28 protein-coding genes are annotated in these 26,706 nt (G+C 66.8%); 5 read left to right on the top strand and 23 right to left on the bottom strand.

Features of this window, described 5'->3' with window-relative positions; translation table 11 throughout:
• Positions 1-349: 349 nt before the first annotated feature.
• Genes FHS74_RS10820 through FHS74_RS10830 form a run of 3 tightly spaced genes read right to left on the bottom strand, consistent with a single transcriptional unit; the run spans position 350 to position 3,388 of the window.
• Positions 350-1,879 (bottom strand): DUF2142 domain-containing protein, encoded by a 1,530-nt coding sequence (locus tag FHS74_RS10820; protein ID WP_184800262.1) that lies wholly within the window; start codon positions 1,877-1,879, stop codon positions 350-352.
• Positions 1,869-2,612 (bottom strand): TVP38/TMEM64 family protein, encoded by a 744-nt coding sequence (locus tag FHS74_RS10825; protein ID WP_184800264.1) that lies wholly within the window; start codon positions 2,610-2,612, stop codon positions 1,869-1,871. Before FHS74_RS10825 ends, FHS74_RS10820 begins: the two co-directional genes overlap by 11 nt.
• A complete protein-coding gene (locus FHS74_RS10830; protein ID WP_184800266.1) occupies positions 2,612-3,388 on the bottom strand; it encodes a glycosyltransferase family 2 protein in 777 nt (258 codons plus the stop codon). The genes FHS74_RS10825 and FHS74_RS10830 overlap by 1 nt, the downstream gene beginning before the upstream one ends.
• Positions 3,389-3,594: 206 nt before the next feature.
• On the opposite strand from FHS74_RS10830, the gene FHS74_RS10835 reads away from it, so the two are divergent.
• Complete coding sequence (locus FHS74_RS10835; protein WP_184800268.1) at positions 3,595-4,479, top strand: LysR family transcriptional regulator; 885 nt, start codon at positions 3,595-3,597, stop codon at positions 4,477-4,479.
• Positions 4,480-4,494: 15 nt separating this feature from the next.
• Here the strand turns inward: FHS74_RS10835 and FHS74_RS10840 are convergent, their stop codons facing one another.
• Positions 4,495-5,055 carry a DNA-3-methyladenine glycosylase I gene (locus FHS74_RS10840; RefSeq protein ID WP_184800270.1) on the bottom strand — a complete coding sequence of 187 codons (561 nt, stop codon included), beginning with the start codon at positions 5,053-5,055 and terminating at the stop codon, positions 4,495-4,497.
• Positions 5,056-5,254: 199 nt separating this feature from the next.
• Between FHS74_RS10840 and FHS74_RS10845 the strand changes: the two genes are divergently transcribed.
• On the top strand, positions 5,255-5,581 hold the full coding sequence (locus tag FHS74_RS10845; protein WP_184800272.1) for a hypothetical protein: 327 nt from the start codon (positions 5,255-5,257) through the stop codon (positions 5,579-5,581).
• A gap of 272 nt (positions 5,582-5,853) precedes the next feature.
• Positions 5,854-6,198, top strand: coding sequence for a YXWGXW repeat-containing protein (locus tag FHS74_RS10850; protein WP_211106240.1), 345 nt, complete (start codon positions 5,854-5,856; stop codon positions 6,196-6,198).
• A 74-nt stretch (positions 6,199-6,272) separates the two neighbouring features.
• Here FHS74_RS10850 and FHS74_RS10855 read toward each other — a convergent pair whose 3' ends face one another.
• The 3 genes from FHS74_RS10855 to FHS74_RS10865 form a co-directional block, all read right to left on the bottom strand.
• Positions 6,273-6,809 carry a hypothetical protein gene (locus tag FHS74_RS10855; protein ID WP_211106221.1) on the bottom strand — a complete coding sequence of 179 codons (537 nt, stop codon included), beginning with the start codon at positions 6,807-6,809 and terminating at the stop codon, positions 6,273-6,275.
• Positions 6,806-7,312: a hypothetical protein gene (locus FHS74_RS10860; RefSeq protein WP_184800276.1), complete on the bottom strand. Its 507-nt coding sequence runs from the start codon at positions 7,310-7,312 to the stop codon at positions 6,806-6,808. Before FHS74_RS10860 ends, FHS74_RS10855 begins: the two co-directional genes overlap by 4 nt.
• Positions 7,313-7,376: 64 nt before the next feature.
• On the bottom strand, positions 7,377-7,640 hold the full coding sequence (locus FHS74_RS10865) for a DUF1467 family protein (RefSeq protein ID WP_184800278.1): 264 nt from the start codon (positions 7,638-7,640) through the stop codon (positions 7,377-7,379).
• Between the two features lie 272 nt (positions 7,641-7,912).
• Here FHS74_RS10865 and FHS74_RS10870 point away from each other — a divergent pair, with 272 nt between their 5' ends.
• Together FHS74_RS10870 and FHS74_RS10875 are read left to right on the top strand one after the other, a co-directional pair.
• Positions 7,913-8,269, top strand: a complete 357-nt coding sequence (locus tag FHS74_RS10870) for a hypothetical protein (protein WP_184800279.1) — start codon at positions 7,913-7,915, stop codon at positions 8,267-8,269.
• Positions 8,270-9,061 (top strand): 6-hydroxymethylpterin diphosphokinase MptE-like protein, encoded by a 792-nt coding sequence (locus FHS74_RS10875; protein WP_184800281.1) that lies wholly within the window; start codon positions 8,270-8,272, stop codon positions 9,059-9,061.
• Between the two features lie 12 nt (positions 9,062-9,073).
• Here FHS74_RS10875 and FHS74_RS10880 read toward each other — a convergent pair whose 3' ends face one another.
• The 16 genes from FHS74_RS10880 to FHS74_RS10955 all read right to left on the bottom strand — a co-directional run bounded on the left by FHS74_RS10880 (position 9,074) and on the right by FHS74_RS10955 (position 26,650).
• On the bottom strand, positions 9,074-10,738 hold the full coding sequence (locus FHS74_RS10880; RefSeq protein WP_184800283.1) for a ribonuclease J: 1,665 nt from the start codon (positions 10,736-10,738) through the stop codon (positions 9,074-9,076).
• Positions 10,739-10,789: 51 nt separating this feature from the next.
• Positions 10,790-11,581, bottom strand: a complete 792-nt coding sequence (locus FHS74_RS10885) for a type III pantothenate kinase (protein WP_184800286.1) — start codon at positions 11,579-11,581, stop codon at positions 10,790-10,792.
• A 14-nt stretch (positions 11,582-11,595) separates the two neighbouring features.
• Positions 11,596-12,408, bottom strand: a complete 813-nt coding sequence (locus FHS74_RS10890) for a biotin--[acetyl-CoA-carboxylase] ligase (RefSeq protein ID WP_246463052.1) — start codon at positions 12,406-12,408, stop codon at positions 11,596-11,598.
• Complete coding sequence (gene nuoN, locus FHS74_RS10895) at positions 12,405-13,844, bottom strand: NADH-quinone oxidoreductase subunit NuoN (RefSeq protein WP_184800288.1); 1,440 nt, start codon at positions 13,842-13,844, stop codon at positions 12,405-12,407. The genes FHS74_RS10890 and nuoN overlap by 4 nt, the downstream gene beginning before the upstream one ends.
• Before the next feature lie 18 nt (positions 13,845-13,862).
• Positions 13,863-15,548, bottom strand: a complete 1,686-nt coding sequence (locus FHS74_RS10900; protein ID WP_184800289.1) for an NADH-quinone oxidoreductase subunit M — start codon at positions 15,546-15,548, stop codon at positions 13,863-13,865.
• Positions 15,549-15,567: 19 nt separating this feature from the next.
• On the bottom strand, positions 15,568-17,514 hold the full coding sequence (gene nuoL, locus FHS74_RS10905) for an NADH-quinone oxidoreductase subunit L (protein ID WP_184800291.1): 1,947 nt from the start codon (positions 17,512-17,514) through the stop codon (positions 15,568-15,570).
• Between the two features lie 5 nt (positions 17,515-17,519).
• Positions 17,520-17,828: an NADH-quinone oxidoreductase subunit NuoK gene (nuoK, locus tag FHS74_RS10910; protein ID WP_040846291.1), complete on the bottom strand. Its 309-nt coding sequence runs from the start codon at positions 17,826-17,828 to the stop codon at positions 17,520-17,522.
• Between the two features lie 15 nt (positions 17,829-17,843).
• The gene (locus FHS74_RS10915) at positions 17,844-18,452 is read right to left on the bottom strand and encodes an NADH-quinone oxidoreductase subunit J (RefSeq protein WP_184800293.1); all 609 of its coding nucleotides are present in this window, start codon (positions 18,450-18,452) and stop codon (positions 17,844-17,846) included.
• A gap of 159 nt (positions 18,453-18,611) precedes the next feature.
• The gene (gene nuoI, locus FHS74_RS10920; protein WP_184800295.1) at positions 18,612-19,100 is read right to left on the bottom strand and encodes an NADH-quinone oxidoreductase subunit NuoI; all 489 of its coding nucleotides are present in this window, start codon (positions 19,098-19,100) and stop codon (positions 18,612-18,614) included.
• A 97-nt stretch (positions 19,101-19,197) separates the two neighbouring features.
• Positions 19,198-20,211 carry an NADH-quinone oxidoreductase subunit NuoH gene (nuoH, locus tag FHS74_RS10925; RefSeq protein WP_184800297.1) on the bottom strand — a complete coding sequence of 338 codons (1,014 nt, stop codon included), beginning with the start codon at positions 20,209-20,211 and terminating at the stop codon, positions 19,198-19,200.
• Positions 20,204-22,270: an NADH-quinone oxidoreductase subunit NuoG gene (nuoG, locus tag FHS74_RS10930; RefSeq protein ID WP_184800299.1), complete on the bottom strand. Its 2,067-nt coding sequence runs from the start codon at positions 22,268-22,270 to the stop codon at positions 20,204-20,206. The genes nuoH and nuoG overlap by 8 nt, the downstream gene beginning before the upstream one ends.
• A gap of 20 nt (positions 22,271-22,290) precedes the next feature.
• On the bottom strand, positions 22,291-23,571 hold the full coding sequence (gene nuoF, locus FHS74_RS10935) for an NADH-quinone oxidoreductase subunit NuoF (RefSeq protein ID WP_184800301.1): 1,281 nt from the start codon (positions 23,569-23,571) through the stop codon (positions 22,291-22,293).
• A 5-nt stretch (positions 23,572-23,576) separates the two neighbouring features.
• Positions 23,577-24,209 carry an NADH-quinone oxidoreductase subunit NuoE gene (gene nuoE / locus FHS74_RS10940; protein ID WP_184800303.1) on the bottom strand — a complete coding sequence of 211 codons (633 nt, stop codon included), beginning with the start codon at positions 24,207-24,209 and terminating at the stop codon, positions 23,577-23,579.
• Positions 24,206-25,399, bottom strand: coding sequence for an NADH-quinone oxidoreductase subunit D (locus FHS74_RS10945; protein WP_184800304.1), 1,194 nt, complete (start codon positions 25,397-25,399; stop codon positions 24,206-24,208). Before FHS74_RS10945 ends, nuoE begins: the two co-directional genes overlap by 4 nt.
• 8 nt (positions 25,400-25,407) lie before the next feature.
• Complete coding sequence (locus FHS74_RS10950) at positions 25,408-26,055, bottom strand: NADH-quinone oxidoreductase subunit C (protein WP_184800305.1); 648 nt, start codon at positions 26,053-26,055, stop codon at positions 25,408-25,410.
• Between the two features lie 19 nt (positions 26,056-26,074).
• Positions 26,075-26,650 (bottom strand): NuoB/complex I 20 kDa subunit family protein, encoded by a 576-nt coding sequence (locus FHS74_RS10955; protein WP_184800574.1) that lies wholly within the window; start codon positions 26,648-26,650, stop codon positions 26,075-26,077.
• Positions 26,651-26,706: the final 56 nt, after the last annotated feature.

A 26,706-nucleotide genomic window follows, 5' to 3' on the forward strand; every position in this document is an offset into this window, starting at 1 on the left:
TACCCTCCAACGCTTGGATAATGCTACGCCGAGTTTTCGAAAGGCAAGTCCTAACGAGGGGCTGGCCTTTCTTTTTGTGCTTTTTCTGTGCTTTTGCCCATAATTCGATCAAATGATCGCGTTGCAGGCACAGTTGTGCACAATTTATAGGCTTGCGTTGCTCGGCGGCGGCCTGCGGAACCCCCGCAGTGCAACAGAATCAGGGGCGAATCACGCTTGGTTTATGCTGCGCCGCCGAAGGATCGCCTGCGCAGGGGTGATTGCCCGCCCCGGGTGTTAGAGCCAAGGGCATAGGACCTGGCCGGGGGGAACGGTACCGGTAGCGCTCCCACCGCGCCGCGCCCGGGCATCAGCCTGGATAATAGGCAGCTGCCAGCGCGCCCGGCAGCAGGGCCAGGGTCAGCACGGCCGCGGCCGTGGGCAACAGGGCGACGCCCCCCTCCCCCCCGCCATCGGCGCTGGCGCCGGTGGCATTCCCCCCCGTTGCCGTCCCTGGCAGCGCCAGGATGAACAAGGGAAACAGCGGCAGGAAGTAGCGGCCCTGGGGGCCATCCACCGCCGGCCAGCCCACATTGGTCCAGGTCAGGTACTGGGCCAGGAAGATGCCCTCGACAGCGGCGCCGGCCGCGACCGCCAGCAGCGCCACCTCCGCCCAGCGCACGTGGCCCCAGGCGGCACAGAGTGCGGCCCGCGCGCCAGAGGCGAGGCGCAGCCGCATGTCGGCCGCGGCGGCCACGGGCAGCACCAGGCTCCACGCCACATAGACGGCCTTGGGGAGGAACAGGTCCAGCCAACCCAACACACCGATGCTTTCGAAAAACAGGCCGGTGAAATGATGGGGAACGAGCAGGGTACGCACCACCAGGGTGACAATGCGCCAAGGGGCGGCCACCAGCACCCGGATCTGCGCCGCGGCGTCCGTGCCGTGGAAAACGGCGGGCCGGGGGCCAGGCCAGATCAGGCCGGCCTCATACGCCGGTCGCGGCACAGCCGTGGCCAGCCCCCTCTGCACCAACAGCACCCAGGCGACGGCCGGCACCAGCGCGAGCCCCGCCACCGCCAGACGGCGCAGCAGCATACGCCGCATGTGCGCCCACCCTGGAGACGCCCGCCACAGGGGAGGCACGGGCAGCAGCAGCATCCCCACCAGCGGCAGAAAGGGCGGCTTCACCATGATGACCACGGCCAGCAGCAAGGCCGCCAGACGATAGGACCGGCACGCCGTGGGATCGGACGCCCCCTCGGCCCGCGTGACCAGCGCCGCCGCCAGCGCCACCGCGGCGATGATCAGGCTATCCTGGTTGAAGGAAGCCGCCAGCGAGAGCGACATCGGCACGGCCAGCATGCAGAACAGCAGCAAGCGCCCCCGGCGGGCCAACACCAAAGCCGCGCCCCCCATGGCAAGGTAGACGGCGACGTTGACCAGGCGCCCGACCAGGATCGCGTCGAACGGGCCCGCGCCCAGCGCCCGCGCAATCGTCAGGCCCGCCCCCGCCGGGGCGTAGAGGGCGGGCATATAGGTGGCGATGGTGCCAAGGCCCACGAACCCGCGACCCTGGGTCCAGCCCAGGCCGCGCGCCCAGTCCAGCCGGCCCGCCGGCACCGGCTGGGTATGGGGCGGCATCAGGCTGGTGACAAGCATGGTGTCCAGATCGGCGTCGACGCCCGCCACGGTGGCGATGGTGCCGTCAGCCTGGGGCTGCGGTCCCCGCCGGCCCACGATCTGCCCGTGCAGCAAACTGTCCGCCCGGGCGACGTGCGCCGGCTCATCCGCCACCTGGCCCGGTGGAACATGGAAAGCGAAGACCAGGCAGGTGGGCAGCGCCACCGCCAGGAACAGCAGGGGCACCGTGAAGCGGCGTAACGCCTTAAACACCATGGGGAGAGTCCGGAAACGGGCGGCCAAGAAGACCGGCGCGGCGCGCCAGCTGGCCCAGACGCAGGGTGACGCCAAGGGTGGCGATGGCGCCCAAGACCAGCACCGCCAGACGCCAGGGCGTGCCGCCATCGCCCCAACCCTGCACCGCCGCTCCTGCGACCTGCCCCGCCACCACATAGCCCAGCAGGGCGGGTAACGAGGCGAGCGTGCCGATGACATAGGCGGGCAAGGTGACGGACGACAAACCCAGCGCGTAGCTGGTGACGGCGAAAGGCATGACCGGCGACAAGCGCAGCAGGCAGACCAGGCGCCAACCATCGCCCGCCACCAGCCCGTCCAAAGCCGCCAGCCGGGGCCGCCCCGGCAGCAGGCGCGCCACCCAGGGCCGGAACAACGACCGGCCAAGGGCGAAGGTCAACAGGGCACCAATCATCAGGCTGAGAGCCGCCAGCGGAAAACCCAGCGCCACGCCATAGGCGGCGCCGGCGGCAAGGCCGATCAGGGCGGCCGGCAGCACGCCGCTGGCGGCAACCAGCACCTGAAGCAACACCATCGTCAGCCAGCCGGTAGCGCCAGCCGCCCGCACCCAGGCCGGCAGGGCCGCCAGCTGTCCGGGCAATCCGGCCAGCATCTCCGGCCGGCGGGCGAGCATGGCCCCGAACACCGCCAACAGCGGCAGGAGTAGGGCCGCCCCCACCACCAGGCGCCGGCGCGCCGCCCCCGACACCGGCATCAGCCGGGTCCACCCGCCGACAGGCGGCCGTGATCGGCTGGGGCGAACAAGGGGCTGGCCACCACGGCCATGCGATGCAGGCGGAACGCCAGCGCCGTGCGCAGAACGCCCAGACCATAGACGACGCTGCGCCGCAGGTTGATGCTGGAGGCCTCGGGGAAATATTTGGTGGGGCACGAAATCTCCCCGATCTTCAGTCCCTGGCCGATGGCCTGCACTAGCATCTGATTATCGAAGACGAAATCGTCGGAACAGCGGAGCAGCGGCAGGCGGGCCAGGGCGTCGCGGCTCCAGGCGCGGTAGCCGGTGTGGTATTCGGACAACTTCTGGCCCACCAGCCAGTTTTCCACGCAGGTCAGGACGCGGTTGGCCACATATTTGTACAGCGGCATGCCACCGGCCAGGGCGCCCTTTCCCAGAATGCGCGACGCCAATACCACATCGTATTCGGTGGAGGCGATCATGGACGCCATGGCGGTCACCAGCTTGGGCGTATATTGGTAGTCGGGGTGCAGCATGATGACGATGTCGGCCCCCCGCGCCAGGGCCGCCTGGTAGCAAGTCTTCTGGTTGCCGCCATAGCCGCGGTTGCGGTCATGCCTCAGGGTGTGGATGCCCAGTTCCCGGGCCAGACGGACGGTGGCGTCGGAACTCGCGTCATCCGTCAGAATGATATCGTCAACGATGTCCTTGGGGATCTCGTCATAGGTCTGCCGCAAGGTCTTTTCCGCATTGTAGGCGGGCAGGACGACGGCGACTTTCTTGTCATGCAGCATGGAGCGGCCAATGGACAGGGTGCGGGAATGATCGACGGCGCCCCAGCCGCCGTGTGACCGCTTACACGGGCGGTCATTCCGAAACTGGCGCGCGCTAAACCACCGGTGGCCAGGACCGGACCAAAGGTCGCATCCTGGACGTCGTGTATGATTTTGATGTAAAATCTCAGCCTGCCTCAGCCATTCGCCATTGAGATTGATCGCCCATGGACACCGCCGCCCCCTTCCGGCCGCTGGACCTGGATGCCGTGCACGCCTTCGTGCTGGTGGCGACCCTGCGCAGCTTCACCCGCGCCGCCGAAGCGCTGGGCACCACGCAATCGGCCATCAGCCTGAAGCTGAAGCGGCTGGAGGACAGGCTGGGTCAGCGCCTGCTGGAACGGACGCCGCGCCAGGTGCGCCTATCATCACAGGGCGCCGCCTTCCTGGACCCCGCCCGCCGCCTGCTCGCCGCCCACGATCAGGCGCTGGCGGGGCTGGAGGCGGCGCCCCACCGCCTGGTCATCGGCATCAGCGACCATGTGGCGGGCCGCGACCTGCCGCAGCTGCTGGCCCGCCTGAGGGGTGGCGACCCGGGCCTGGTGACGGAGGTGCGGATCGCCGCCTCCCGCGACCTGGGCGGCATGCTGGAGCGGGGGGAACTGGACGCCGCCATCCTGCGGCTGGAGCCGCCCCCGGACGGCCGCGTCCCGCCGATCGAAGCGGGAGAGCCGCTGTTCATCGACCCCCTGGCCTGGTTCGCCGCCCCGGGGTGGGAGCCCCCGCCCGGCGGCCCGCTGCCCATCGCCACCCTGTCCGCCCCCTGCGGCGTCCGCGGCCATGCCGTGCGGGCGCTGGATGCCGCCGGCATCGCATGGACGGAGGTGTTCGTGGGCGGAGGGGTGACCGCCGTTGGGGCCGCCGTGCTGGCCGGCCTGGGCGTGGCGGCGTTGGCGCCGCGCGCGGCGCCCCTGGGCGCCCTCGACGTGGGCGAGCGACTGGGCTTGCCGGCGCTGCCCAGCGCCCCCGTCGTGCTGCGGTCAGCCGTCAATGACCGCCGATCCCGCGCCGCCCTGGCCACGCTGGTGGCCGCCTTTCGCGCGATGGGCTGACCTCAGCCGCCGGCGTCAGCCATACACAAACCCATCGGCCACCGCCCTTCGCCAGGGCTGACCCAAGGCGGCCAAGGCATGGTCCACCGGGCAGTCCTCGGCATGGGCCAGCGGCAGATAACCGATGCTCATCAGGAACTCCCCCACGATTTCCCCGCCGGTGAAGCGGAAAGTGCGGCGAAACAGCTTCACCCACTCCGCCTTGGTCAGCGGATGATGGGCGGCGATCCACCCCGCGAAGCCGCCATGGCTGGCGCGCAATGCCTGGATGACCCGGGCGTTGTGGATCGCGGCCTGGATCTTCAGGCGGTTGCGCACGATGCCCGCATCCTGCATCAGGCGTTCCACATCCTCCTCGCCCAGGGCCGCCACCGCATCCACGTCGAAATCTCGAAAAGCGGCGTTGAAGGCCGCGCGCTTGCGCAGGACCACCAGCCAGGACAGACCGGCCTGATTGATTTCGAGCATCAGGCGTTCGAACAGCACCGCCTCGTCCGTCGTTGGAAAGCCGTGTTCCCGCTCATGATAAGGACCGTGGAACGGGTGGCCCGGGGCGACGGCGCAGTATCCCGACATGGCTGATGGTTCCTATGACGTGGGAAGGGGTAGGAGGATGGGGCGGACGGATGCTAGAAGGGGACGTGGTGGGAGGAAAGACCCGACGGGCTTGCCCAGACAAGTCCGTCACCGGGGGCAGATGGCCCCGCCGGTCAATGACCCGGTTCCGCCACCCAGGACCATACCCCGTCAGCCACCCGAGTCCGTACGCCTTCCCATGACCCCGACCCTGTCCGCCGTCGCCCGGCGCCGCCTGCTGCGCAACGTCCTGGCCTTCCTCCTGACCCTCGTCGCCGTCTGCGTCGTGACGGGTCTGGTTTGGGGGACCCTGGCCGTGGTGCTGGCGCTGCGCCTGGTGTTCGGCGTCGGCGCGCTCTGCTCCGGCGCCTGGATGTTCATCCTGCTGGCGCGCCAGATGGCGCGCAACGGCCGACCGCCCCACCCCTTCTTCTACGGCGGCTACGCCATCATATTGGGCTGCCTGGGCGGCGTGACCGTGTTGGGCGCCCTGATGCTGGCGCAAGTGGCCAACCTGGCCCCATAAGCCCAACGCCGAATAGCGGCAAGTCGTCTCAACCGCACGACCTAAGCCGTCTGGCGTAATCAGGCCGGGTTTTTATGAATAATGTCCAACGGATCAGCCCGATTCCGGGGCTGGTCATGACATTATTTCGCCAACAATCCTTGGCTTCATCAATTGCGATGGCTGAAGCCCTGGCGACTGGACGATTCTTCTGTGACGGGAACTTGCCGTCTTGTGCGTAACAACAGGGATCGTCGGCCAGGTCCGGCCCAGTTGAAGCAAGAGGTGATCCCATGAAGCTTGTCATGAAGTCCGCCCGCGCCACCGTCAGCGCCGCCGCCCTGGCGGTGGCCCTGACCGGTGGCCTGTACATCGCCAGCACCTCTCCGGCCGCCGCCCAGATCGGCGTGGATCTATGGGTGCGTGAAGCCCCGCCCCCGCCGCGCCATGAGGTGGTGCCCCCGCCGCCCGAACCCGGCCACATCTGGGTGGGTGGACACTGGGCCTGGCATGACCGCTGGGATTGGGAGGAAGGCCACTATGCGGCCCCGCCGCATCCGCATGCCCACTGGATCCCCGGGCACTGGCGCACCGGCCATGACGGCCGCCACATGTGGGTTGAGGGGCATTGGCGGTAGAGGCCCCGTCAGGCGCCGGCATAATCTGGAAGGGGGCATCGGCGGGTCCGGTGCCCCTTTTTCGTGGGGCCGCCCTACCGGCGGCGAAAGGCCACGGCGTTCACCACCTTGTAGCCCAAGGTGCCGCTGAAACGTTGCGTGGCGCGCTTGGTCGCCTCTTCCGCCGTCTCGGCCCCAACCAGGTAAACGCGTCCCGTGACCCACTCGTCGACATAGTCCGAAGGCGACATGCGGGCGGTGGCGGTTTCGCCGAAATCAGGGTTGGCGATGGTCAATTCCCAGAAATGATGAGCCGTGAGGGTCTGACGATCCAAGAGCACCAGCGGTTGGAGGCGACGTTCCCGCAAGGCCTTGCGCTCCTTGTCCAGGCTCTCCAACTCCTCGCGCAGTTCCTCCAGCGTGGCGCCCACGGTATCCAGGGTGGTGGTGATCTGCTCCAGTTCCCCCGACGTGCCGTCGATCTCCTGACGGAATTGGGCCACCAACGCCTCGCGCTTCGCCAGCTGACGGCTCAATTCCAGGCGGCGCACCGTCAGTTCACGCCACTGGCGGAACAGCAAGGCGGCCAACAGGCCGATCAGCAACAGCAGCAACCAACCCAATTCCATCATGATCCCCGGCGGAAGCTGCTGGGCCGCAGCGGCCCCTTTTCCGGGAAGTACATGTCCAGTTGCCGCCGGGCGGCGGCTTCCGACTCGGCCCAGATGCTCCCCCGGTGATCCACCCCGCGCAGCGGTGGCGGCAGTTCACGCCCCGGATCCACCGAGGGCGACGGCAAGAGGGTGCAGGCGTATTCCTCCTTGTCCTTCGAGGGTTCGCCCATCTGGTGCAGGATGAAGAAGTCCCGCACCCGCATCTCGTTGTTGTCGACTCGCAAATGGGCGATGGCGGCCCGCATCTTCGCGGCATCCGCCCGCTTGGCCCCCAACGCCATGCGTTGCTGTTCCAGGAAGGACAGGACCTGGGTCTTCTCGTTGGAAACGGCCCGCACCTTGTCGGTGGACGACCCCAGCGCCTTGCGCAGGCGCAGCTCGACCGTTTGCCGCCAGAGCCACAGCATAATGGCCGCCAGCAGCAGCAGGACGGAAAAGCCCATCAGGATTTGGATCAGCATTCGCCAGACGACCGTACCGGCCCACCTAACAGCCGATCAGCCGCACCCCGCCCGGCCCGCGGCGTCAAGACGGCGCGTTGCCCGGGGGATCGAACAGCCGATCATAGTCAATGAGGCCAAAATGGAAGACACCCCAAACAAGGGCGAGGATTACCGCTGAAATGATGCTCGTCCATATGAATTTACGCTTCAGGTCATGAAATGCCGGCGCGCCGGGGTCATTGCCTTTTTGTGGGCTGTCATCGCGCCGAACGCCGAACGGCAAAACCGCGAACAGCACCACCCACCACAGCGTGAAATAGATGGCGACAAGCGTGACCAGGCTCATGACGCTCCTTCCCGGCGCGGCCGGCGCCCCACCGGAAGGCAATGGCACCAGACCCATATTGGCGGGCCGCCAAGTGGCCGCCCTTCCTACTTACCCCGTGCCGGCGCCGGCGCCAACGGCCTTCGCGGCAACAGGCAGGCGATACACGTATTAATGGCGGTTTTATTGCACTGTACGCCGAAAGATATTCGCCGTTACCCACCTCACAGCTTGCAATGCCACGCCACCGGCCCGCCAAATAGGGGCACATCCCACTCCCGCAGGAGGTCCGCATGATCGACCCGTGGCATCTCAAAGCACGCGGCGACAGTCAGGCGTCGGCGACACCAGTCCGCGTTTCCATCGCCTTCGTCGTCAAGGTCAGCCTGACGGCCTCCGGCGGCACCGGCGGTGTGCGGCTGGTGTCCACCGCCCCCGGCCGGCGTCGGGTGCTACTAAACCAGGCCAGCAGCAGTGCGCGTGTCTATCCCGGTTTCGGACGCCGCATCCGCACGTTGGTCACCGCGTCCGGCAGTCGCCAGCGGGTCAGCATCCTGCCCACCAACGCCCCCACCACCCTGGGCCTGTCGGAATTCATCGAGTTCCTGGCCTTGCCCGACGGCACTTGGCTGACCCTGGTCAAACCCTAAGTGAGGGATCAGGCCCTGGAGGGGGAGCGGATCGACTTTATCGCGGAACTGCCGCTGCCGGGCCAGGCCATCCGTGACCATATCCGTGCCGCCCTCGCCCGCGGGCTACCGGAGGTGACGCCGGGGACGCTGGCTGGGCGGGCGGCCCTGCTGGTGGCCAACGGCCCCTCCGCCCACCAAGCCCCCCTGGAACCGGGCAGGACCGCGACGGACGGCGGCCCGGTCCTTCGCGTCGCCCTCAACGGCGCGCTGTCGCTGTTCCGCGCCCGGCGGCGGGCACCAGACTATTTCGTCGCCTGCGACCCCCAGCCCCTGGTGGCGGACTTCCTGGCCGACGCGCCGATGGATACGACCTACCTGATCGCCAGCCGCTGCCACCCCCGGGTGTTCGACGCCTTGGAGGGGCGCCGGGTGCTTCTGTGGCACCTGGATGAAGTGGAAGCCGAGACCGAGTTGACGGGGCGCGAACGCATTGGCGCGGGATTGTCGGTGACCAATGCCGCCCTGATGCTGTTCCATCATATGGGTGTGCGGCACCTGGACATTTGGGGCCTTGATTGCAGTGCCGCCGATGACGGCACCCATCATGCCGGCCCAGGCTGCACCGAAGGTCCCTATCAGCCCATCCGGGTGGGGGACAGGTTATTCCAGTCCAAACCCGCCTGGGCGGCGGAGGCGCAACAGTTCCTGCTGCACCTCCACGCCATCGACGCCGAGGTCACGGTGAATGGCGACGGCATGCTAGCCGCCATCCTGGCAGAGTTCGGCCGACGGCAGCGGATGGAGAGCTGAGGGCGCGCGGGCTTACACCCGCACCAGATGAACCTCGGTCACCGGCTTGCGGCCCTGCGCGGCGTGGAAGGTGCGGCGCACGGCCAGGCGCGCGGCCTCGGTCACGGCCACGTCATCGCGGCGCTGGGCGGCGCCCAGCTTGTCCACCGCTTGGGCGATCCCCTTGACCAGGCCTTCGATGAACGGCGCGTCGTCTTCGACATCCAACAGGCCGACGACGCTGAGCTTGGGGTCGGCCAGCAGGTCGACGTCGTCCATCACCAGGGTGACGACGGCGGCACCATTGAAGACCATGCGGTTGCGGGTGCGCAGCAAGGCGCCGCCCAAGGGCACCAGGCGGCGGCCGTCCAGGCACAGCTTGCCCGACGGCACGGTGCCGATGACCGCGGGCTCACCCGGGCCGATGCGGATGACGACGCCATTCTCCGGCACCAGGGCGCGGGGCACCTGGCATTCCAGCGCCAGATCGGCATGGGCCTTCAGGTGGCGCTGTTCGCCATGCACAGGCACGGCCAGGTAGGGGCGCACCCACTGGTACATCTGCGCCAGCTCATCGCGCGCCGGGTGACCGGAGACATGGACGTCGGCGTCGCTGGCCGTCACCACCTCGATACCCCGGCGGATCAGGCCGTTCTGCACCTTGGCGATGGCCTTCTCATTGCCCGGGATCTCACGGGAGGAGAAGACGACGACGTCACCCGGCTCCAGGTCGATCTCGGGGTGGTCGCCATCGGCGATGCGGGCCAGGGCGGCGCGCGGCTCACCCTGGCTGCCGGTGCAGATCAGCACCTGGGCCTCACGCGGCAGGTAGCCCACGTCATGCTCGGAGACGAAGGGCGGCAGATCCTTGAGATAGCCGGTGCCGCGCGCCGCCTCGTTGATGCGGCGCAGGCTACGGCCGACCAGGGCCACCTGCCGGTCATGGGCCGCCGCCGCCTTCGCGATGGAATGCAAGCGGGCCACGTTGGTGGCGAAGCAGGCCACGGCCACGCGCCGACCGGGATAACGGCCGATCAGTTCCTCCAGCCCCACAGCGACCGTGCCTTCAGAACCGGAGGTGCCGGGCACCGTGGCGTTGGTGCTGTCGCAAACCAGGGCGGTGACGCCCTGGTGCCCCAGGGCGATCAACGCCGCCTCGTCCACCGGGACCCCCACGCGGGGGTCGGGGTCCAGCTTCCAGTCACCGGTGTGCAGCACGGTCCCGCCGGGCGTGCGGATGACCAGGGCGTTGGGCTCGGGAATGGAGTGGGTGAGCGAAATCAGCTCGATATCGAAGGGACCGACATGGAAACGGCCGGAGAGCGGCACCTCGATGATCTGCACCAGGCCGCTGAACTCCGTCTCGCGCAGCTTGGCGCGCAGCACGGCGGCGGTGAAGGGGGTGGCGTAGACGGGGCAGCGCAACTCCGTCCACAGATATTGGACGGCCCCCAGATGGTCCTCATGGGCGTGGGTCAGGACCAGGCCCGCCAGGTCTTCCCGCCGTTCGGCGATGAATTCCGGATCCGGCATGACGACATCGACACCGGGCGCCGCGTCATCGCCGAAGCTGACCCCCAGGTCCACCATCAGCCATTTGCCCGCATGATGGTAAAGGTTGAGGTTCATACCGATTTCGCCGGACCCACCCAACGGCAGGAAATACAGGGCGTCGGGGGACAGCAAATCGTCGATCATGGATACCTGGGAAACCGGGGAAAAGAGACGCGGGGGCGAGGGGATGGGGCGTCAGCCCCCTGATTTGGCGTTGCGGCGGTGAATGAGCAAGAGGCCGCGCAGAGTCAGGTCATTGTCGATATGGTCGACCATGCCGGTCTCCTCCGCGAAGATCCGCACCATGCCGCCGGTGCCGATCACCGTGACGGGCGGCGTGCCGGTCGGCGACAGCTCCGCCTTGATGCGGCGCAGCAGGCCCTCGATCATGGCGGTGTAGCCCCAATACATGCCCGACTGCATGGCCCCGACCGTGCCACGGCCAATGACCTGGTCCGGCTTGGCGATGTCAACTTTGGGCAGCTGCGCCGCGACACGGTGCAGCGCGTCCAGCGACAGCGTCGGCCCGGGGGCGATGACGCCGCCGGCAAAGGCGCCGTCGGCATCGACCACATCGAAGGTGGTGCCGGTGCCGATGTCCAGCACCACCAGCGGCGCCTTATATCGTTCCGTTGCCGCAACAGCATTGACCAGGCGATCGGCCCCCGCCTCACGCGGATTGTCGATGCGAATCTCGATGCCCAAATCCACCGCCGGATCGCCGATGCGCATCGGTACGCAACCGAAATGATCCACGCACAGGCGGGTCAGATCGGGCGTCGCCGCCGGCACCACGGAGGATAGGATGGCCGCGTTGACATCCTTGGGCGTCAGGCCCTTCAACGCCATGGCCGAAACCAGCCACACCGCATATTCGTCCGAGGTGCGGCGGCTGTCCGTGGAAATGCGCCAACGGCCCCGGGGTGTCTCACCGTCATAGACGGCGAAGACCACGTTGGTGTTGCCGGCATCGATGGCGAGCAGCATGATTTCTCCTGCCTCTATCGGGGGCCGCTGAGGATGGGGAAGAAAACGTCGCCGGCGCTCACCTTGACCGATCCTTGCGCCGTTTCCACCAGCAGTGCGCCGTCAACGTCCAGATCCACCAGGCGGCCGTCAAAGGACCGGTCGTGCAGCCGCACGGTGACGGCGCCCCCCAAACCCTGCGCCGCGTTCAGCCAAGCGGCGCGCACCGGCGCGAAACCATAATCCTGCCAGCGGCGATACCAGCGGTCGAAGGCGCCGGCATAGGCGGCCATGACCAGATCTGGTTCCACATCCGCCCCCAATGCCAACAGCGAGGTGGCGGGATAGTCCGCGGTATCCGGATGGTGGCGCACATTCATGCCCATCCCCACCGCCACCCAGGCGACAGAGCCATCCAGATCCGCTTCGGATTCCAGCAGAATTCCGGCGATCTTGGCGCCGTCCACCAGAATATCGTTGGGCCATTTCAGCTTGGGCGCGGCCGCGATCAGGCCATCCACCGCCTCCCCCGCCGCGAGCGCGGTGACGAAGGACAGTTCGGCCGCCCGCTGGGGCGTGCCGCCGGGCCGTAACAGCAGGGTGCACGCCAGGTTGCCGGCGTCCGACAGCCAGGACCGGCCGCGCCGGCCCCGCCCCGCCTCTTGACGAACGGCCCGAACCAGCGCGCCTTCCGGCGCACCCGTTCGGGCCATGTCCTTCACGATATCATTGGTGCTGCCGCACCGTTCCAGCACCGTCGGCCGGATCCAGTCCGGCAGACGGTGGGGGAAGGCGCCGCCCAGCGAAGCGCCCGAGGGCGTTCCGGCGGCGGGCGCCCGCTCCCTCAATGGAACAGACTGGCGGCGGCCGCCGCGGCGCTGTTCAGCACCGGGGTGCCGATGACCAGGGCCACCGGGAAGACCACCAGGGCGGTGGCGGTGACGACCCAGGAAAGCCCGGCGCTGGGACGATCCAGCGGTTCCTTGACGTCATCGAACCAGGACACCTTGCAGACCTTCAGGTAGTAGAAGAGGCTGATGCCGCTGGTCAGCGCCATGATGATGGACAGCGGATACAGCCCCGCCTTCCAGGCCGCCATGAACACCAGCAGCTTGCCGAAGAAGCCGGCCGCCGGCGGCACGCCCGCCATGGAGAACATGAAGATGGCCAGGGCCAGGGCCAGCATGGGGTTGGTCTTGGAGAGGCCGGCCAAGTCGGCGATCTCTTCCACGGCCTTCCCCTTCTGGCGCATGGCGATGATGATGGCGAAGGTGCCGACCGTCATGACCAGATAGATCGCCATGTAGATCAGCACGGCCTGGACGCCGTCGGCGGTGCCGGCCGCGACGCCGACCAGGGCATAGCCGATGTTGGCGATGGAACTATAGGCCATCAGGCGCTTGATGTTGGACTGGCGGATGGCCGCCAGCGAGCCCACCAACATGGAGGCGACGGAGCAGAACTCGATCACCTGGCGCCACTGGGGCAACAGCGAACCGAAGGGGCCTTCCAGGACACGGATGAACAGGCAAATGGCCGCCACCTTGGGGGCCACGGCGAAGAATGCCGAGACCGGGGTGGGGGCGCCCTCATAGACGTCCGGCGTCCACATGTGGAAGGGCACGGCCGAGATCTTGAAGGCCAGGCCAGCGGCGACGAACACCAGGCCGACAATCACCCCCAGGGGGGCGGGACCGGCCTGCAGGACCTGGGCGATGGTGATGAAGTTTGTGGTGCCGGCGAAACCGTAGATCAGGCTGATGCCGTACAGCAGCATGCCCGAGGACAGGGCGCCGAGGACGAAATACTTCAGGCCGGCCTCGGTGCTCTTGGCGGAATCGCGGCGGAAGGACGCGATGACGTAGAGCGACAGGCTCTGCAGTTCCAGCCCGACATAGAGCGACAACAGGTCGTTGGCCGACACCATCATCATCATGCCGACGGTGGCGAGCACCATGAGCACCGGAAACTCGAACCGGTCCATATCCTCGCGGGCGATGAAGTTCTGGGCGATGATGAGCGACAGGCCCGTGCCCAGAAGGATCAGCAGCTTGGAGAAGACGGCGAAGCTGTCGGTGATGTACAGGCCGGAGAAGGCCACGTCGTAGCCATCCTGGCGCAGCAGAAGGACGCCGGTGACCACCAGGGCGACCACGGCCAGGCCGCTGACCAGACGGGCGCCGCCGTTGCCGCGGAACACACCCAGCATCAGCAGCAGCATCGCCGCCACGGCCAGGAAGATCTCAGGCAGGGCCGGGATCAGATCGGTGAGGACAGGTTGCATGGATCGTTTCCCGCTGGGTCAGTGGCCGGCGTCGGGGTTGGCGTCCGCCTTGGGCTCGCTCTGCGCGGGCGCCTCAGCAGGCGTTTCAGGAGTGGACGGCTCCGCGGCATGTTCGGTGCCCGGCGTCTCGGTCGTCGCCGGATGCGCCGACATGGTCTCGGCATTGGCCGCCGGGATGAAGGACGAGGCGGGGTTGGCGGTCGGCGGGGTCAGCCCCTCGGCCGCCAGGGCCTCGCGGTGATGCGCCAGGACATGGTCCAGCGACGTGGCGTACACGGCGCTGAAGCTCTTCGGGTAAACACCCATCATGATGACGACGGCGATCAGCGGCGCGAAGTAGATGATCTCCTTCGCGTTCAGATCGGGCATGGCCATCACGTCCGCCTTCTCCAGCTTGCCGTAGAACAGCTTGCGATAGAGCAGCAGCATGTAGGCGGCGCCGAAGACCAAGCCGGTGGAGGCGAACAGGCCCACCCAGGTGTTGGCCTCGTAAGCGCCCAGCATCGACAGGAATTCACCGACGAAACCCGAAGTGCCGGGCAGGCCGACCGAGGCCAGCATGAACAGCATGAACACCACGGCGTACTTGGGCATGTTGTGCGCCATGCCGCCGTAACGGGCGATCTCACGGGTGTGCAGGCGGTTGTAGACCACGCCGATGCAGAGGAAGAGGGCCGCCGACACCACGGTGTGCGACAGCATCTGGAACATGGCGCCGTCCAAGCCCTGGGCGTTGGCGGAGAAGATGCCCATGCTGACGTAACCCATGTGGGCCACGGAGGAATAGGCGATCATCTTCTTCATGTCGGTCTGCGCCAGCGCCACCAGCGAGGTGTAGATGATGGCGACGACCGACATCACGAACACCAGGGTGGTGTAGGTGGCGGAGCCGATGGGCAGCATCTGCAGGTTGGCACGGATCAGGCCGTAGCCGCCCATCTTCAGCATGACGCCGGCCAGCATGACGGAGCCGGCGGTCGGCGCCTCCACGTGGGCGAAGGGCAGCCAGGTGTGGAAGGGCCACATCGGTGTCTTCACCGCGAAGGCGGCGAAGAAGGCCAGCCACAGGATCTTCTGCATGGACGGGTCGAAGGTGTGGTCCAGCATCACCCGCATGTCCATCGTGCCGACCTGCAGATACATGGCGACGATGGCCAGCAGCATCAGGACGGAACCGATGAAGGTGTAGATGAAGAACTTGTAGGCGGCGTAGATGCGGCCAGGACCACCCCACACGCCGATCATCAGGAACATCGGCAGCAGGACACCTTCGAAGAAGATGTAGAACAGGATGAAGTCCAGCGCCGTGAACATGCCGACCAGCATGGTCTCCAGCAGCAGGAGCGACATCATGAACTCCTTCACCCGCTTCTCGACGCTGTCCCAGGAGGCCAGCACGCAGATGGGGGTGAGGAAGGTCGAGGCCAGCACGAACCAGACGGAAATGCCGTCCACGCCGCGCAGGTACTGGATGCCCAGGGCCGGGATCCAGCTGTGCTCCTCCACCAACTGGAAACCAGCGCTGGCGGGGTCGAACTTCATCAGGATGGCTAGAGAAACGAGGAAGGTGATGAGCGACGTCGCGAGGGCGATCACCTTCGCGTTGCGCGCCACGGCCTGTTCTTCGCCGCGCACCAGCAGGATGAGTAGGGCGCCAATCGACGGAAGGAACGTCGTCAGCGACAGGATCGGCCAATCAGCCATCTTATATGCCTCGTCCTGCTCAGGGCTTGAAGTAGAACCAGCCGACCAGCGCGACCACGCCGATCACCATGGCGAATGCGTAATGGTAGACGTAACCCGACTGCAGACGACTGACGCCGCCGGCGATCCCCCGGGTGGTCTTGGCGACGCCATCGGGGCCCAAGCCGTCGATGATGGCGCCGTCGCCGCCCTTCCACAGACCGTACCCAAGGAGTTGGGCCGGCTTGACGAACAGGGCGTTGTAGATCTGATCGAAGAAGTACTTGTTGAAGACCAGCGTGTGCAGCGGCTTCACCACGCGGGTGAAGGTGGCCGGGATGCCGGGCACGAACATGTAGCAGACATAGGCCAAGCCGATGCCGGTCAAACCGACGAGCAGCGGCAGGACACCCACCCACTCCGGCCCCTCATGGGCGGCGTGGATGCTGTCATGGGCATGCAGCACCTGGATGGCGCCACGCCAGAACTCGGCGCGAGCCTCGTGACCGACGAACCACTCGTAGCCGCCGATACCGGCGACCAGGGCACCCAGGGCCAACACCGTCAGCGGACCGGTCATGACCACCGGGCTTTCATGCACGTGGTCCATGACATCCTTGGTGGCGCGCGGCTTGCCGTGGAAGGTCAGGATCAGCAGGCGCCAGGAGTAGAAGGCGGTCATGAAGGCGGCGGCGATGCCCAGCCAGTAGGCGAAGTGGCCCACCGCGGTGCCGGAGCCGTAGGCTGCCTCCAGGATGATGTCCTTGGAGTAGAAGCCGGCGAAGCCATAGACACCGGGGATGCCGACACCGGCCAGGGCCAGGTTGCCGATCCACATCACCGCGTAGGTGAAGGGGATGAGCTTCCAGATGCCGCCCATCTTGCGCATGTCCTGCTCACCCGACATGGCGTGGATGACGGAACCGGCGCCCAGGAACAGCAGGGCCTTGAAGAAGGCGTGGGTCATCAGGTGGAAGATGGCAGCCTGATAGGCCGACACGCCGATGGCGAAGAACATGTAGCCCAGCTGGCTCATCGTCGAATAGGCGATGACGCGCTTGATGTCGAACTGGGTCATGCCGATCGTCGCGGCGACGAAGGCGGTGAGCGCGCCCACCACCGTCACCACGGCCAGGGCCGTGGGGGCGTATTCGAACACCGGGCTCATGCGGGCCAGCATGAAGACGCCGGCGGTGACCATGGTGGCGGCGTGGATGAGGGCCGAGACCGGGGTCGGGCCTTCCATCGCGTCCGGCAGCCAGGTGTGCAGGCCCAGCTGGGCCGACTTGCCCATGGCGCCGACGAACAGCAGCAGGCAGGCGCAGTCCAGCGCCGACACGTTCCAGCCCAGGAAGTTGAAGGTAGCGTGCGCCTGCGAGGCGGCGGCGGCGAAGATGGGCTTGAACTCGACCGTGCCGAAGATGACGAACACGGTGAAGATGCCCAGCGCGAAGCCGAAGTCGCCCACGCGGTTCACCAGAAACGCCTTCATCGAGGCGTCATTGGCGCTCTTCTTCTCGAACCAGAAGTTGATCAGCAGGTAGGAGGCGACACCGACGCCCTCCCAGCCGAAGAACATCTGCAGCAGGTTGTCCGACGTCACCAGCATGAGCATCATGAAGGTGAACAGGCTGAGGTAGGACATGAACCGCGGCTTGTCCGGGTCATGGCTCATGTAGCCGACGGAGTAGATGTGCACCATGGTCGACACGCCGTTGACCACGATCAGCATGACCGCCGTCAGGGTATCGACGCGCAGGGCCCAATCAACGTGGAAGGCGCCGCTGGCCACCCAGTTGGCCAAGGTGACGATCTGGGCGTGACCATTGATGGCCACATCAATGAACAGATGGATGGACAGCCCCAAGGCCACCAGCATGGCGGCGCATGTGACGAACTGCGAGCCCCGGTCCCCAATGCGCCGGCCAAAAAAGCCAGCGATGAAGGACGCCAGAAGCGGCAGGAAGATTGCTGCGATAACGGCCATGGCGCTCAACCTTTCATCAGGTTGATGTCCTCAACCGCGATCGAGCCACGGTTGCGGAAGTAGATGACAAGGATGGCGAGGCCGATCGCGGCCTCAGCCGCCGCCACGGTCAGGATGAACAGGGCGAAGACCTGTCCCACGAGATCGTGCAGGAAGACCGAGAAGGCGACGAGGTTGATGTTGACGGCGAGCAGGATAAGCTCGATCGACATCAGGATGATGATGACGTTGCGGCGGTTCAGGAAAATGCCGAACACGCCCAGGATGAACAGGATGGCCGCCACCGACAGGTAGTGGCCCAGACCGATATCCATCATGTTTTCCATGGCTTAGACGCCCTCCCCGGTCTGGACCTTGACCACGGCCACCACGTCCTCGCGGCGGCGGGCGACCTGGTCGGCGATGACCTGGCGACGGGTGCCCTTGCGCGAGCGCAGAGTCAGCACGATGGCGCCGATCATGGCCACCAGCAGCACCAGGCCGGAGGCCTCGAAGATGTAGGCGTATTGGGTGTAGAGCAGGTCGCCCAACGCCTGGGCGTTGGTGACGCTTTCCGGCGTGGGGGCCGCGCGGACGCTGTCGGCGGGGCCGGCGTAGACCCAGCCGGAGATCACCAACCCCAGTTCCGCCAGGAGCGCCGCCCCGACGGCGAGACCCGCCGGCAGATAGCGCAGGAAGCCCTTGCGCAGTTCCTGGAAGTTGATGTCCAGCATCATGACGACGAACAGGAACAACACCGCCACGGCGCCGACGTAGACGATGACCAGGATCATCGCCACGAATTCCGCCCCGATCAGGACGAACAGGCCGGCCGCGTTGAAGAAGGCCAGGATCAGGAACAGGACGGAGTGCACCGGGTTGCGCGCCGTGACCACCAGCATGCCGGCCAGCACCAGCACGGCGGCGAACAGATAGAAGGCGAGAGCGGGCAATATCATTGGCGGCTCTCCTTCCGGTGCGGGTTGCGGACGTTGGCGATCAAGATTTCTCTCCGGTAACCGGGCCCAGTCTCTGGGTCACTGGCTCTGGGTAGGGGCGTGGGCGGTGCCACGCACGGGCGTCACGGGCTTAGACGTCAAAAGGCTTTGAACAGGCGATCAGCGGTAGGGGGCGTCCGCGGCGATGTTGGCCGCCAGCAGGGGTTCCCACCGGTCGCCGTTCGCCAGCAGCTTTTCCTTGTTGTAGAAAAGCTCCTCACGCGTCTCGGTGGCGTACTCGATGTTCGGCCCCTCGACGATGGCGTCCACCGGGCAAGCCTCCTGGCAGAGACCGCAGTAGATGCACTTGGTCATGTCGATATCGTACCGGGTGGTCCGCCGCGAGCCGTCGTCGCGCGGTTCCGCCTCGATGGTGATGGCCAGGGCCGGGCACACCGCCTCGCACAGCTTGCAGGCGATGCAGCGCTCTTCCCCATTGGGATAGCGGCGCAGCGCATGTTCGCCGCGGAAGCGGGGGCTCACGGGGCTGCGCTCATACGGGTAGTTGAGCGTCACCCGGGACTTGAACATGTAGCTGAGCGTCAGGGCGAACCCCTTCACCAGCTCGGTCATGAACAGGCCGCGCGCCGTGCGGTCGAGCCAGGCCATGTCGTCACCTCATTCCTTGATGCGGGGGGCGGCTCCCCCCGCGGTCACAAGTCAGAACTCGATACGTCCCCGCGCGCGGACGCGCGGGGCGGCATCCTCAGTGCGGCACCTTGTCGAAGTAGACCAGGAAGCCGGCGGTGAGGATCACCCAGATCAGCGAGAACGGCAGGAAGACTTTCCAGCCCAGGCGCATCAGCTGGTCGTAACGGTAGCGGGGCAGCGTGCCGCGCACCCAGATGAACACGAACATCAGCAGGCAGATCTTGATGATCAGGTTCAACGGACCGGGGATGAAGCCCAGCAGGGGGAACGGCTGCCAGCCCCCGAGGAACAGCACGGAGGTCATGCCGCTCATCAGGATCATGTTGATGTATTCGCCCAGGAAGAACAGGGCGAAGGCCATGGCCGAATACTCGGTGTGGAAACCGCCGACCAGTTCGGACTCGCCTTCCGGCAGGTCGAAGGGGGCGCGGTTGGTTTCCGCCAGCGCCGAGATGAAGAACACCACGAACATGGGGAACAGCGGGATGCAGAACCACAGGCCCGACTGCGCCCGGACGATGTCCGACAGGTTCAGGGAACCGACGCACAGCAGCACGCTGATGATGACGAAGCCGATGGAGACTTCGTAGCTGACCATCTGTGCGGCGGAGCGCAAGCCACCGAGGAAGGCGTACTTCGAGTTGGACGCCCAGCCCGACATGATGATGCCGTAGACACCCAGCGAGCTGATGGCGAAGAGGTAAAGCACGCCGACATTGATGTCGGCCAGCACCAGCCCCTCACCGAAGGGGATGACCGCCCAGGCGACCAGCGCCAGGATGAAGGTCAACATGGGCGCGATCAGGAAGACGGCGCGGTTGGCGCCGGCCGGGATGATCGTTTCCTTGGTCAGCAGCTTCAAGCCGTCGGCGAACGGCTGCAGGAGACCGAAGGGACCCACCAGGATGGGGCCCTGGCGCAGCTGGATGGCGGCCAGCACCTTGCGTTCCATGTAGGTCATCATGGCCATCGCGATCAGCAACGGCACCGTGATCACAAGGATCTTCAGGACGATCGCCACCAGGGTGCCGACCGGCGTCCCCAGATGGGCAATGAGGAAATCAGCCATGGGTCCCGGTCCTCTCGGCAACGGCGGGCGACACGAAGGCCTCCGTGCATTCGGCCATGGTGGCCGAGGCGCGGCTGATCGCGTCGGTCATGTAGAAATTCTCAACCGGCAGGGTGAAGGGCGCGGCGGCCACGTCACCGGCGGTGCCGAAGGCCCCCCAGGCGGCCGGCGTCACGCGGTCGATCTGGGCGAACGCCGGGTTGGCATCGGCCAGCCGCTTGCGCAGCTGCTGCAGGGTGTCATAGGGCAGGGGCTTGCCCAGGGCGCCGGACAGGGCGCGGATGATCTTCCAATCCTCGCGCGCCTCGCCCACCGGGAAGGTGGCCTGGCGGGTATGCTGGGCGCGGCCCTCGGTGTTGACGTAGGTCGCGTTCTTCTCGGTGTAGGCGGCACCCGGCAGGATGACGTCGGCGCGATGGGCGCCCCGGTCACCGTGGTGCCCCTGGTAGATCACGAAGGCGCGGCCGAAGTTCTGGGCGTCGATCTCGTCGGCGCCCAGCAGGTAGACCACCTCGACCTCGCCCTTGCGGGCGCCGTCGAGGATACCGGCCAAGTCGCGGCCGCCCGCGGCGGGCAGGAAGCCCAGGTCCAGGGCGCCGACGCGCGAGGCGGCGCGGTGCAGGACGTTGAAGCCGTTCCAATCCTCACGCACCAGGCCGCAGGCCTCGGCCACCGCGCGGGCCGCCGCCCAGACGGCGGCGCCATCCGGCCGGGCGAGCGCGCCGGAGCCCAGGATCAGCAGCGGCTTCTTGGCGGCCTTCAGCGTGGCGGCGTAGGGGTGGCTGCCGTCGGCGATGGCGTTCAGCACCGTGGCGTCGTTGCCCAGATGCTCGATCGGGAAGGTCAGGTCGACGCGCGGGCCCAGCACGGTGACGGTCAGACCGCCCTGCAGGTAGCGCTTGCGGATGCGGGCGTTGACCAGACTGCCTTCCCAGCGCGGGTTGGTGCCGATCAGCAGGACATGGTCCGCCTGCTCGATACCGGCGATGGTGCTGTTGAAGATGTAGCCGGCGCGGCTGGCCGCGTCGATGGCGCTGCCGTCCTGGCGGCTTTCCAGGCTCTTCACCCCCATGCCGCCCAGCAGGTCCTTCAGGGCCAGCAGGCTTTCGGCGTCGGCCAGGTCGCCGGCGATGGCGGCCACCTTCTCCGGCGCGGCACCCTTGAGCTTGGACGCGGTCAGGGCCAAGGCTTCTTCCCACGAGGCGGCGCGCAGCTTGCCGTTCTCGCGGATGTAGGGGCGGTCCAGGCGCTGACGCTTCAGACCGTCATGGGCGTAGCGCGTCTTGTCGCTGATCCATTCCTCGTTCACCGCCTCGTTCAGGCGGGGCAGGATGCGCAGCACTTCGCCGCCGCGGGTGTCGATGCGGATGTTGGAACCGACGGCGTCCAGCACGTCGACCGATTCCGTCTTGCGCAGTTCCCAGGGGCGGGCGGTGTAGGCGTAGGGCTTGGAGGTCAGGGCGCCCACCGGGCAGACGTCCACCAGGTTGCCCGACAGCTCGGAGGAGACGGCGGCCTCGACGTAGGTGCCGATCTCCATATGCTCACCACGGCCGGTGGCGCCCATCACCGACACGCCCGCGATCTCGTCGCTGAAGCGGATACAGCGCGTGCAATGGATGCAGCGCGTCATGATGGTCTTGATCAGCGGGCCGAGGTTCTTGTCCTTGACCGCGCGCTTCTCTTCGCCATAGCGGCCGCGGTCGAAGCCGTAGCCGACCGCCTGGTCCTGCAGGTCGCACTCGCCGCCCTGGTCACAGATGGGGCAGTCCAGCGGGTGGTTGATGAGCAGGAACTCCATCACCCCCTTGCGCGCCTTGTGCACGGTGTCGGTGTCGGTCTTGATCACCATGCCTTCGCCGCAGGGCATGGCGCAGCTGGCGATGGGCTTGGGCGCCTTCTCCATCTCCACCAGGCACATGCGGCAGTTGGCCGGGACCGACAGCTTCTCATGATAGCAGAAGCGCGGAACCTCGATGCCCAGCTGCTCGCAGGCCTGCAGCACGGAGGTGCCAGGCGCCACTTCAAGCTCGATACCGTCGATGGTCAGTTTCGGCATGTCTCAAATCCTTCCGCCGCTTACTCGGCAGCGATGCTCTGACGGTAGGCGGCGATGCGGGCTTCCATCTCCGGCCGGAAGTGCCGGATCAGGCCCTGCACCGGCCAAGCGGCGGCGTCACCCAGGGCGCAGATGGTGCGGCCCTCGATCTGCTTGGTCACGTCGTACAGCATGTCGATCTCGTCCAGGCGGGCCTGGCCGCGGACCATGCGGTCCATGACGCGGGCCAGCCAACCCGTGCCTTCACGGCACGGCGTGCACTGGCCGCAGCTCTCATGCATGTAGAATTTCGACAGGCGGGCGATGGCGCGGACGATGTCGGTGGACTTGTCCATGACGATCACGGCGGCCGTGCCCAGGCCCGAACCGACCTCACGCAGGCTGTCGAAGTCCATCAGCACGGTGTCGCAGACGCTCTTGGGCATCACCGGCACCGACGACCCGCCGGGGATGATGGCCAGCAGGTTGTCCCAACCGCCGCGCACGCCGCCGGCGTGACGCTCGATCAGTTCCTTGAGCGGGATGCCCATCTCCTCTTCCACGTTGCACGGCTTGTTCACGTGGCCGGAGATGCAGAACAGCTTGGTGCCCGCGTTCTTCGGGCGCCCCAGGCCGGCGAACCAGGCGGGGCCGCGCCGCAGGATGGTGGGCACGCCCGCGATGCTTTCCACGTTGTTGACCGTGGTCGGGCGGGAGTAGAGGCCGGCGTTGGCGGGGAACGGCGGCTTGTTGCGCGGCTGCCCCTTCTTGCCCTCGATGGACTCGATCAGCGCGGTCTCTTCACCGCAGATGTAGGCGCCAGCACCCTTGTGCAGGTAGATGTCGTAGTCGTAGCCGCTGCCGCAGGCGTTTTTGCCGATCAGGCCGGAGGCGTAGGCCTCGTCGATGGCGACCTGGACGTTGGACGCCTCGCTGTAGAACTCACCACGGATGTAAATGTAGCAGGCGGTGGCGCCGATGGCGAAACCGGCGATCAGGCAGCCTTCGATCAGCTTGTGCGGATCGTGGCGCAGGATCTCACGGTCCTTGCAGGTGCCAGGCTCGCCCTCGTCGGCGTTGATGACCAGGTAGACCGGGCCCTCCACCTTCTTCGGCATGAAGGACCACTTCAGGCCGGTGGAGAAACCGGCGCCGCCGCGGCCGCGCATGCCGGATTCCTTCATCTGCTCGATGATGGTGTCGCGGCCCCGGGCCAGGATGTCCTTCGTCCCGTCCCAGTCGCCGCGCTTGCGGGCGGCATCCAGGCGGAAGTCCTCATAGCCGTAGAGGTTGGTGTAGATGCGGTCTTCGTCGCGCAACATCGGCCTTACTCCTGCGACGCCGGCTTGACGCCGTTACGCTGCGCCATCTCGATCAGGGTCGTCGGACCGCCGATCGGCGCGGAATTGATGCGGCCGTTCTGCGGGCCGGGCTTGGGCGTTTCGCCCCGGATCAGGGTGTCGAGCAGGGCCTCGGTGGCGGGGCCATCCAGATCCTCGTAATAGACGTCGTTCAGCGCGATCACCGGGGCGTTGACGCAGGCGCCGGCGCATTCCACCTCAACCACGGTGAACTGGCCGTCGGCGGTGGTTTCGCCCGGACCGACGCCCAGCTTGCGCTTGCACGCCGCCAGCACCTCATCCGACCCGCGCAGCCAGCAGGGGGTGGTCGTGCAGACCTGCACGAAGTGCCTGCCCACCGGCTTCAGGTTGTACATGGTGTAGAAGCTGGCGACCTCGTACACGCGGATGGGCGCCATGCCCAGCATGCCGGCGACATAGTCCATGGCGGCGCGGGGCAGCCAGTTGTGGTGCTGGCGCTGGGCCAGATCCAGCAAGGGCATCACGGCGCTCGCCTGGCGGCCTTCCGGATATTTGGCGATGATCCGCTGGGCCAGGGCCAAGTTGTCGGCGGTGAATTCGAAGGTCGCCGGACCGGCAGGGGTCTCGGAAGCGCTCATCGGTCGATCTCTCCGAACACGACGTCGATGGAGCCGATGATCGCGACGGCGTCGGCGAGCATGTGGCCCCGGGACATGAAATCAACACCCTGCAGATGGGCGATGCCCGTCGGCCGGATCTTGCAACGATAAGGACGGTTGGAGCCATCGGACACCAGGTACACGCCGAATTCGCCCTTGGGCGATTCGGTGGCGGTGTAGGTGGCGCCGGCCGGGACGTGATAGCCCTCGGTGTACAGCTTGAAGTGATGGATCAGCGATTCCATCGAGCGCTTCATGTCACCACGGGGCGGCGGGGCGATCTTGCGGTCGTCCACCTTGATGGCGCCCGGGGTCTGCCGCAGCTTGGCGATGGCCTGCTGGACGATGCGGTTGGACTGCCGCATCTCCTCGACGCGCACGAGATACCGGGCGTAGCAATCGCCCGTCCTGCCGATGGCGACGTCGAAGTCGTACTCAGCATAGGTATCGTAGGGCTGGGACTTGCGCAGGTCCCACGGGATGCCGGAGGCGCGCAGCACCGGGCCGGTGAAGCCCCAAGCCAATGCCTCGTCGCCCGAGACGATGCCAATGTCGACCAGGCGCTGCTTGAAGATGCGGTTGGCGGTCAGCAGGCCTTCAACGTCGTCGACGAACTTCTCGAACTTGGCGGAGTAGGCCTCGATATCGTCCAGCAAGCCGGCCGGCAGGTCCTGGTGGACACCGCCGACGCGGAAGTAGTTGGCATGCATGCGGGCGCCCGACACCCGCTCATAGAACTCCATGAGCAGTTCGCGCTCCTCGAAGCCCCACAGCGCCGGGGTCAGCGCGCCCACGTCCATGGCGAACGTGGTGACGTTCAGCAGGTGGTTCAGGATGCGGGTCAGCTCGGCGAACAGCACGCGGATGTGCTGCGCGCGCTTGGGCGGGGTGATGCCCAGCAGCTTTTCCGCGGCCAGGACGAAGCTGTGCTCCTCCGACATCGGCGACACATAGTCCAGCCGGTCGAAGTAGGGCATCGCCTGGATGTAGGTCTTGTACTCGATGAGCTTCTCGGTGCCGCGATGCAGCAGGCCGATGTGCGGGTCCGCCCGCTCCACCACCTCGCCGTCCATCTCCAGAACCAGGCGCAGCACGCCGTGGGCGGCAGGGTGCTGCGGCCCGAAGTTCATCGTGTAGGGTTTGATCTGGCTTTCAACAGGATTGGCCATGGCCGATCTCACTTCTTCACGCTGCCGTCGCGCAGCGTCGCGCCCAGCGGGATCACCGCCTTCTCGTCGCCCGGCAATTGCACATCGGTCATCGCCTCCCAGGGCGACATGAAATCGAAGGCCCGGAAGTCCTGCGTCAGCTTCACCGGCTCATAGACGACGCGCTTCTGCTCGTCGTCGTAGCGAACCTCGACATACCCCGTCAGGGGGAAGTCCTTGCGCAGGGGATGCCCCTCGAAACCATAGTCGGTCAGGATGCGGCGCAGGTCGGGATGACCCGCGAAGAACACGCCGAACATGTCCCAGGTCTCACGCTCGTACCAGCCGGCGGCCGGGAACAGCGGGACGCAGGACGGAACCGGCGTATCCTCATCCGTGGTGAGCGTCACCCGCGCGCGCAGGTTCTTGGTCACCGACAGCAGGATGTAGACCACCTCGAAGCGCTCGGGCTTCGAGGGCCAGTCGACCGCCGTCACGTCGATCAACTGGGTGAAGCGGCAGCCGGCATCGTCGCGCAGCACGGTCAGCGTCTTCAAGAGACCATCGCGGGTGGTGCGGATCACCACCTCGCCATGCTGCACCTCGAAGCCGGTCACGGCGCCCGGCAGGGCCGCCGCGATCTTGGCGCCCAGCGCCTGTAGGGTTTCGTCGTTCATTCCAGACCCCCGAGGCCGCTTAGCGCCGAACCAGGCGATTACCGCCCTTGATCTTCTTCTGCAGCTGCAGCACGCCGTAGACCAGCGCCTCAGCCGTGGGCGGGCACCCCGGCACATAGATGTCCACGGGCACGATGCGGTCGCAGCCACGCACCACGGAATAGCTGTAGTGGTAATAGCCGCCACCATTGGCGCACGACCCCATGGAGATGACCCACCGCGGCTCCGCCATCTGGTCGTAGACCTTGCGCAGGGCCGGGGCCATCTTGTTGCACAGCGTGCCGGCCACGATCATCACGTCCGACTGGCGCGGGCTGGGGCGGGGAATCACGCCGAACCGGTCCAGGTCGAAGCGGCTCATGTAGGCGTGGATCATTTCCACCGCGCAGCAGGCCAGACCGAAGGTCATGGGCCAGAGCGAACCGGTGCGCGCCCAATCCTGCAGGGATTCCAGGCTGGCGACGACAAAGCCCTTGTCCTGCAACTCCGTCGTCACGGCCTTGATGTAGGCGTCCTGGGCGGGGCCCGGCGGCAGGGGCGCGCCCGCACCGGCGGGGGAAACGCCGGCCGGGGAAACGGAAGAGTGGGTTGGCAAAGACGTCACGGGTCTGGCTCCGGTGTGAACGGGCAGCGATGCGAATTAGGCGACGG

The organism is Nitrospirillum iridis (assembly GCF_014205765.1).
Classification (GTDB): Bacteria; Pseudomonadota; Alphaproteobacteria; order Azospirillales; family Azospirillaceae; genus Nitrospirillum; species Nitrospirillum iridis.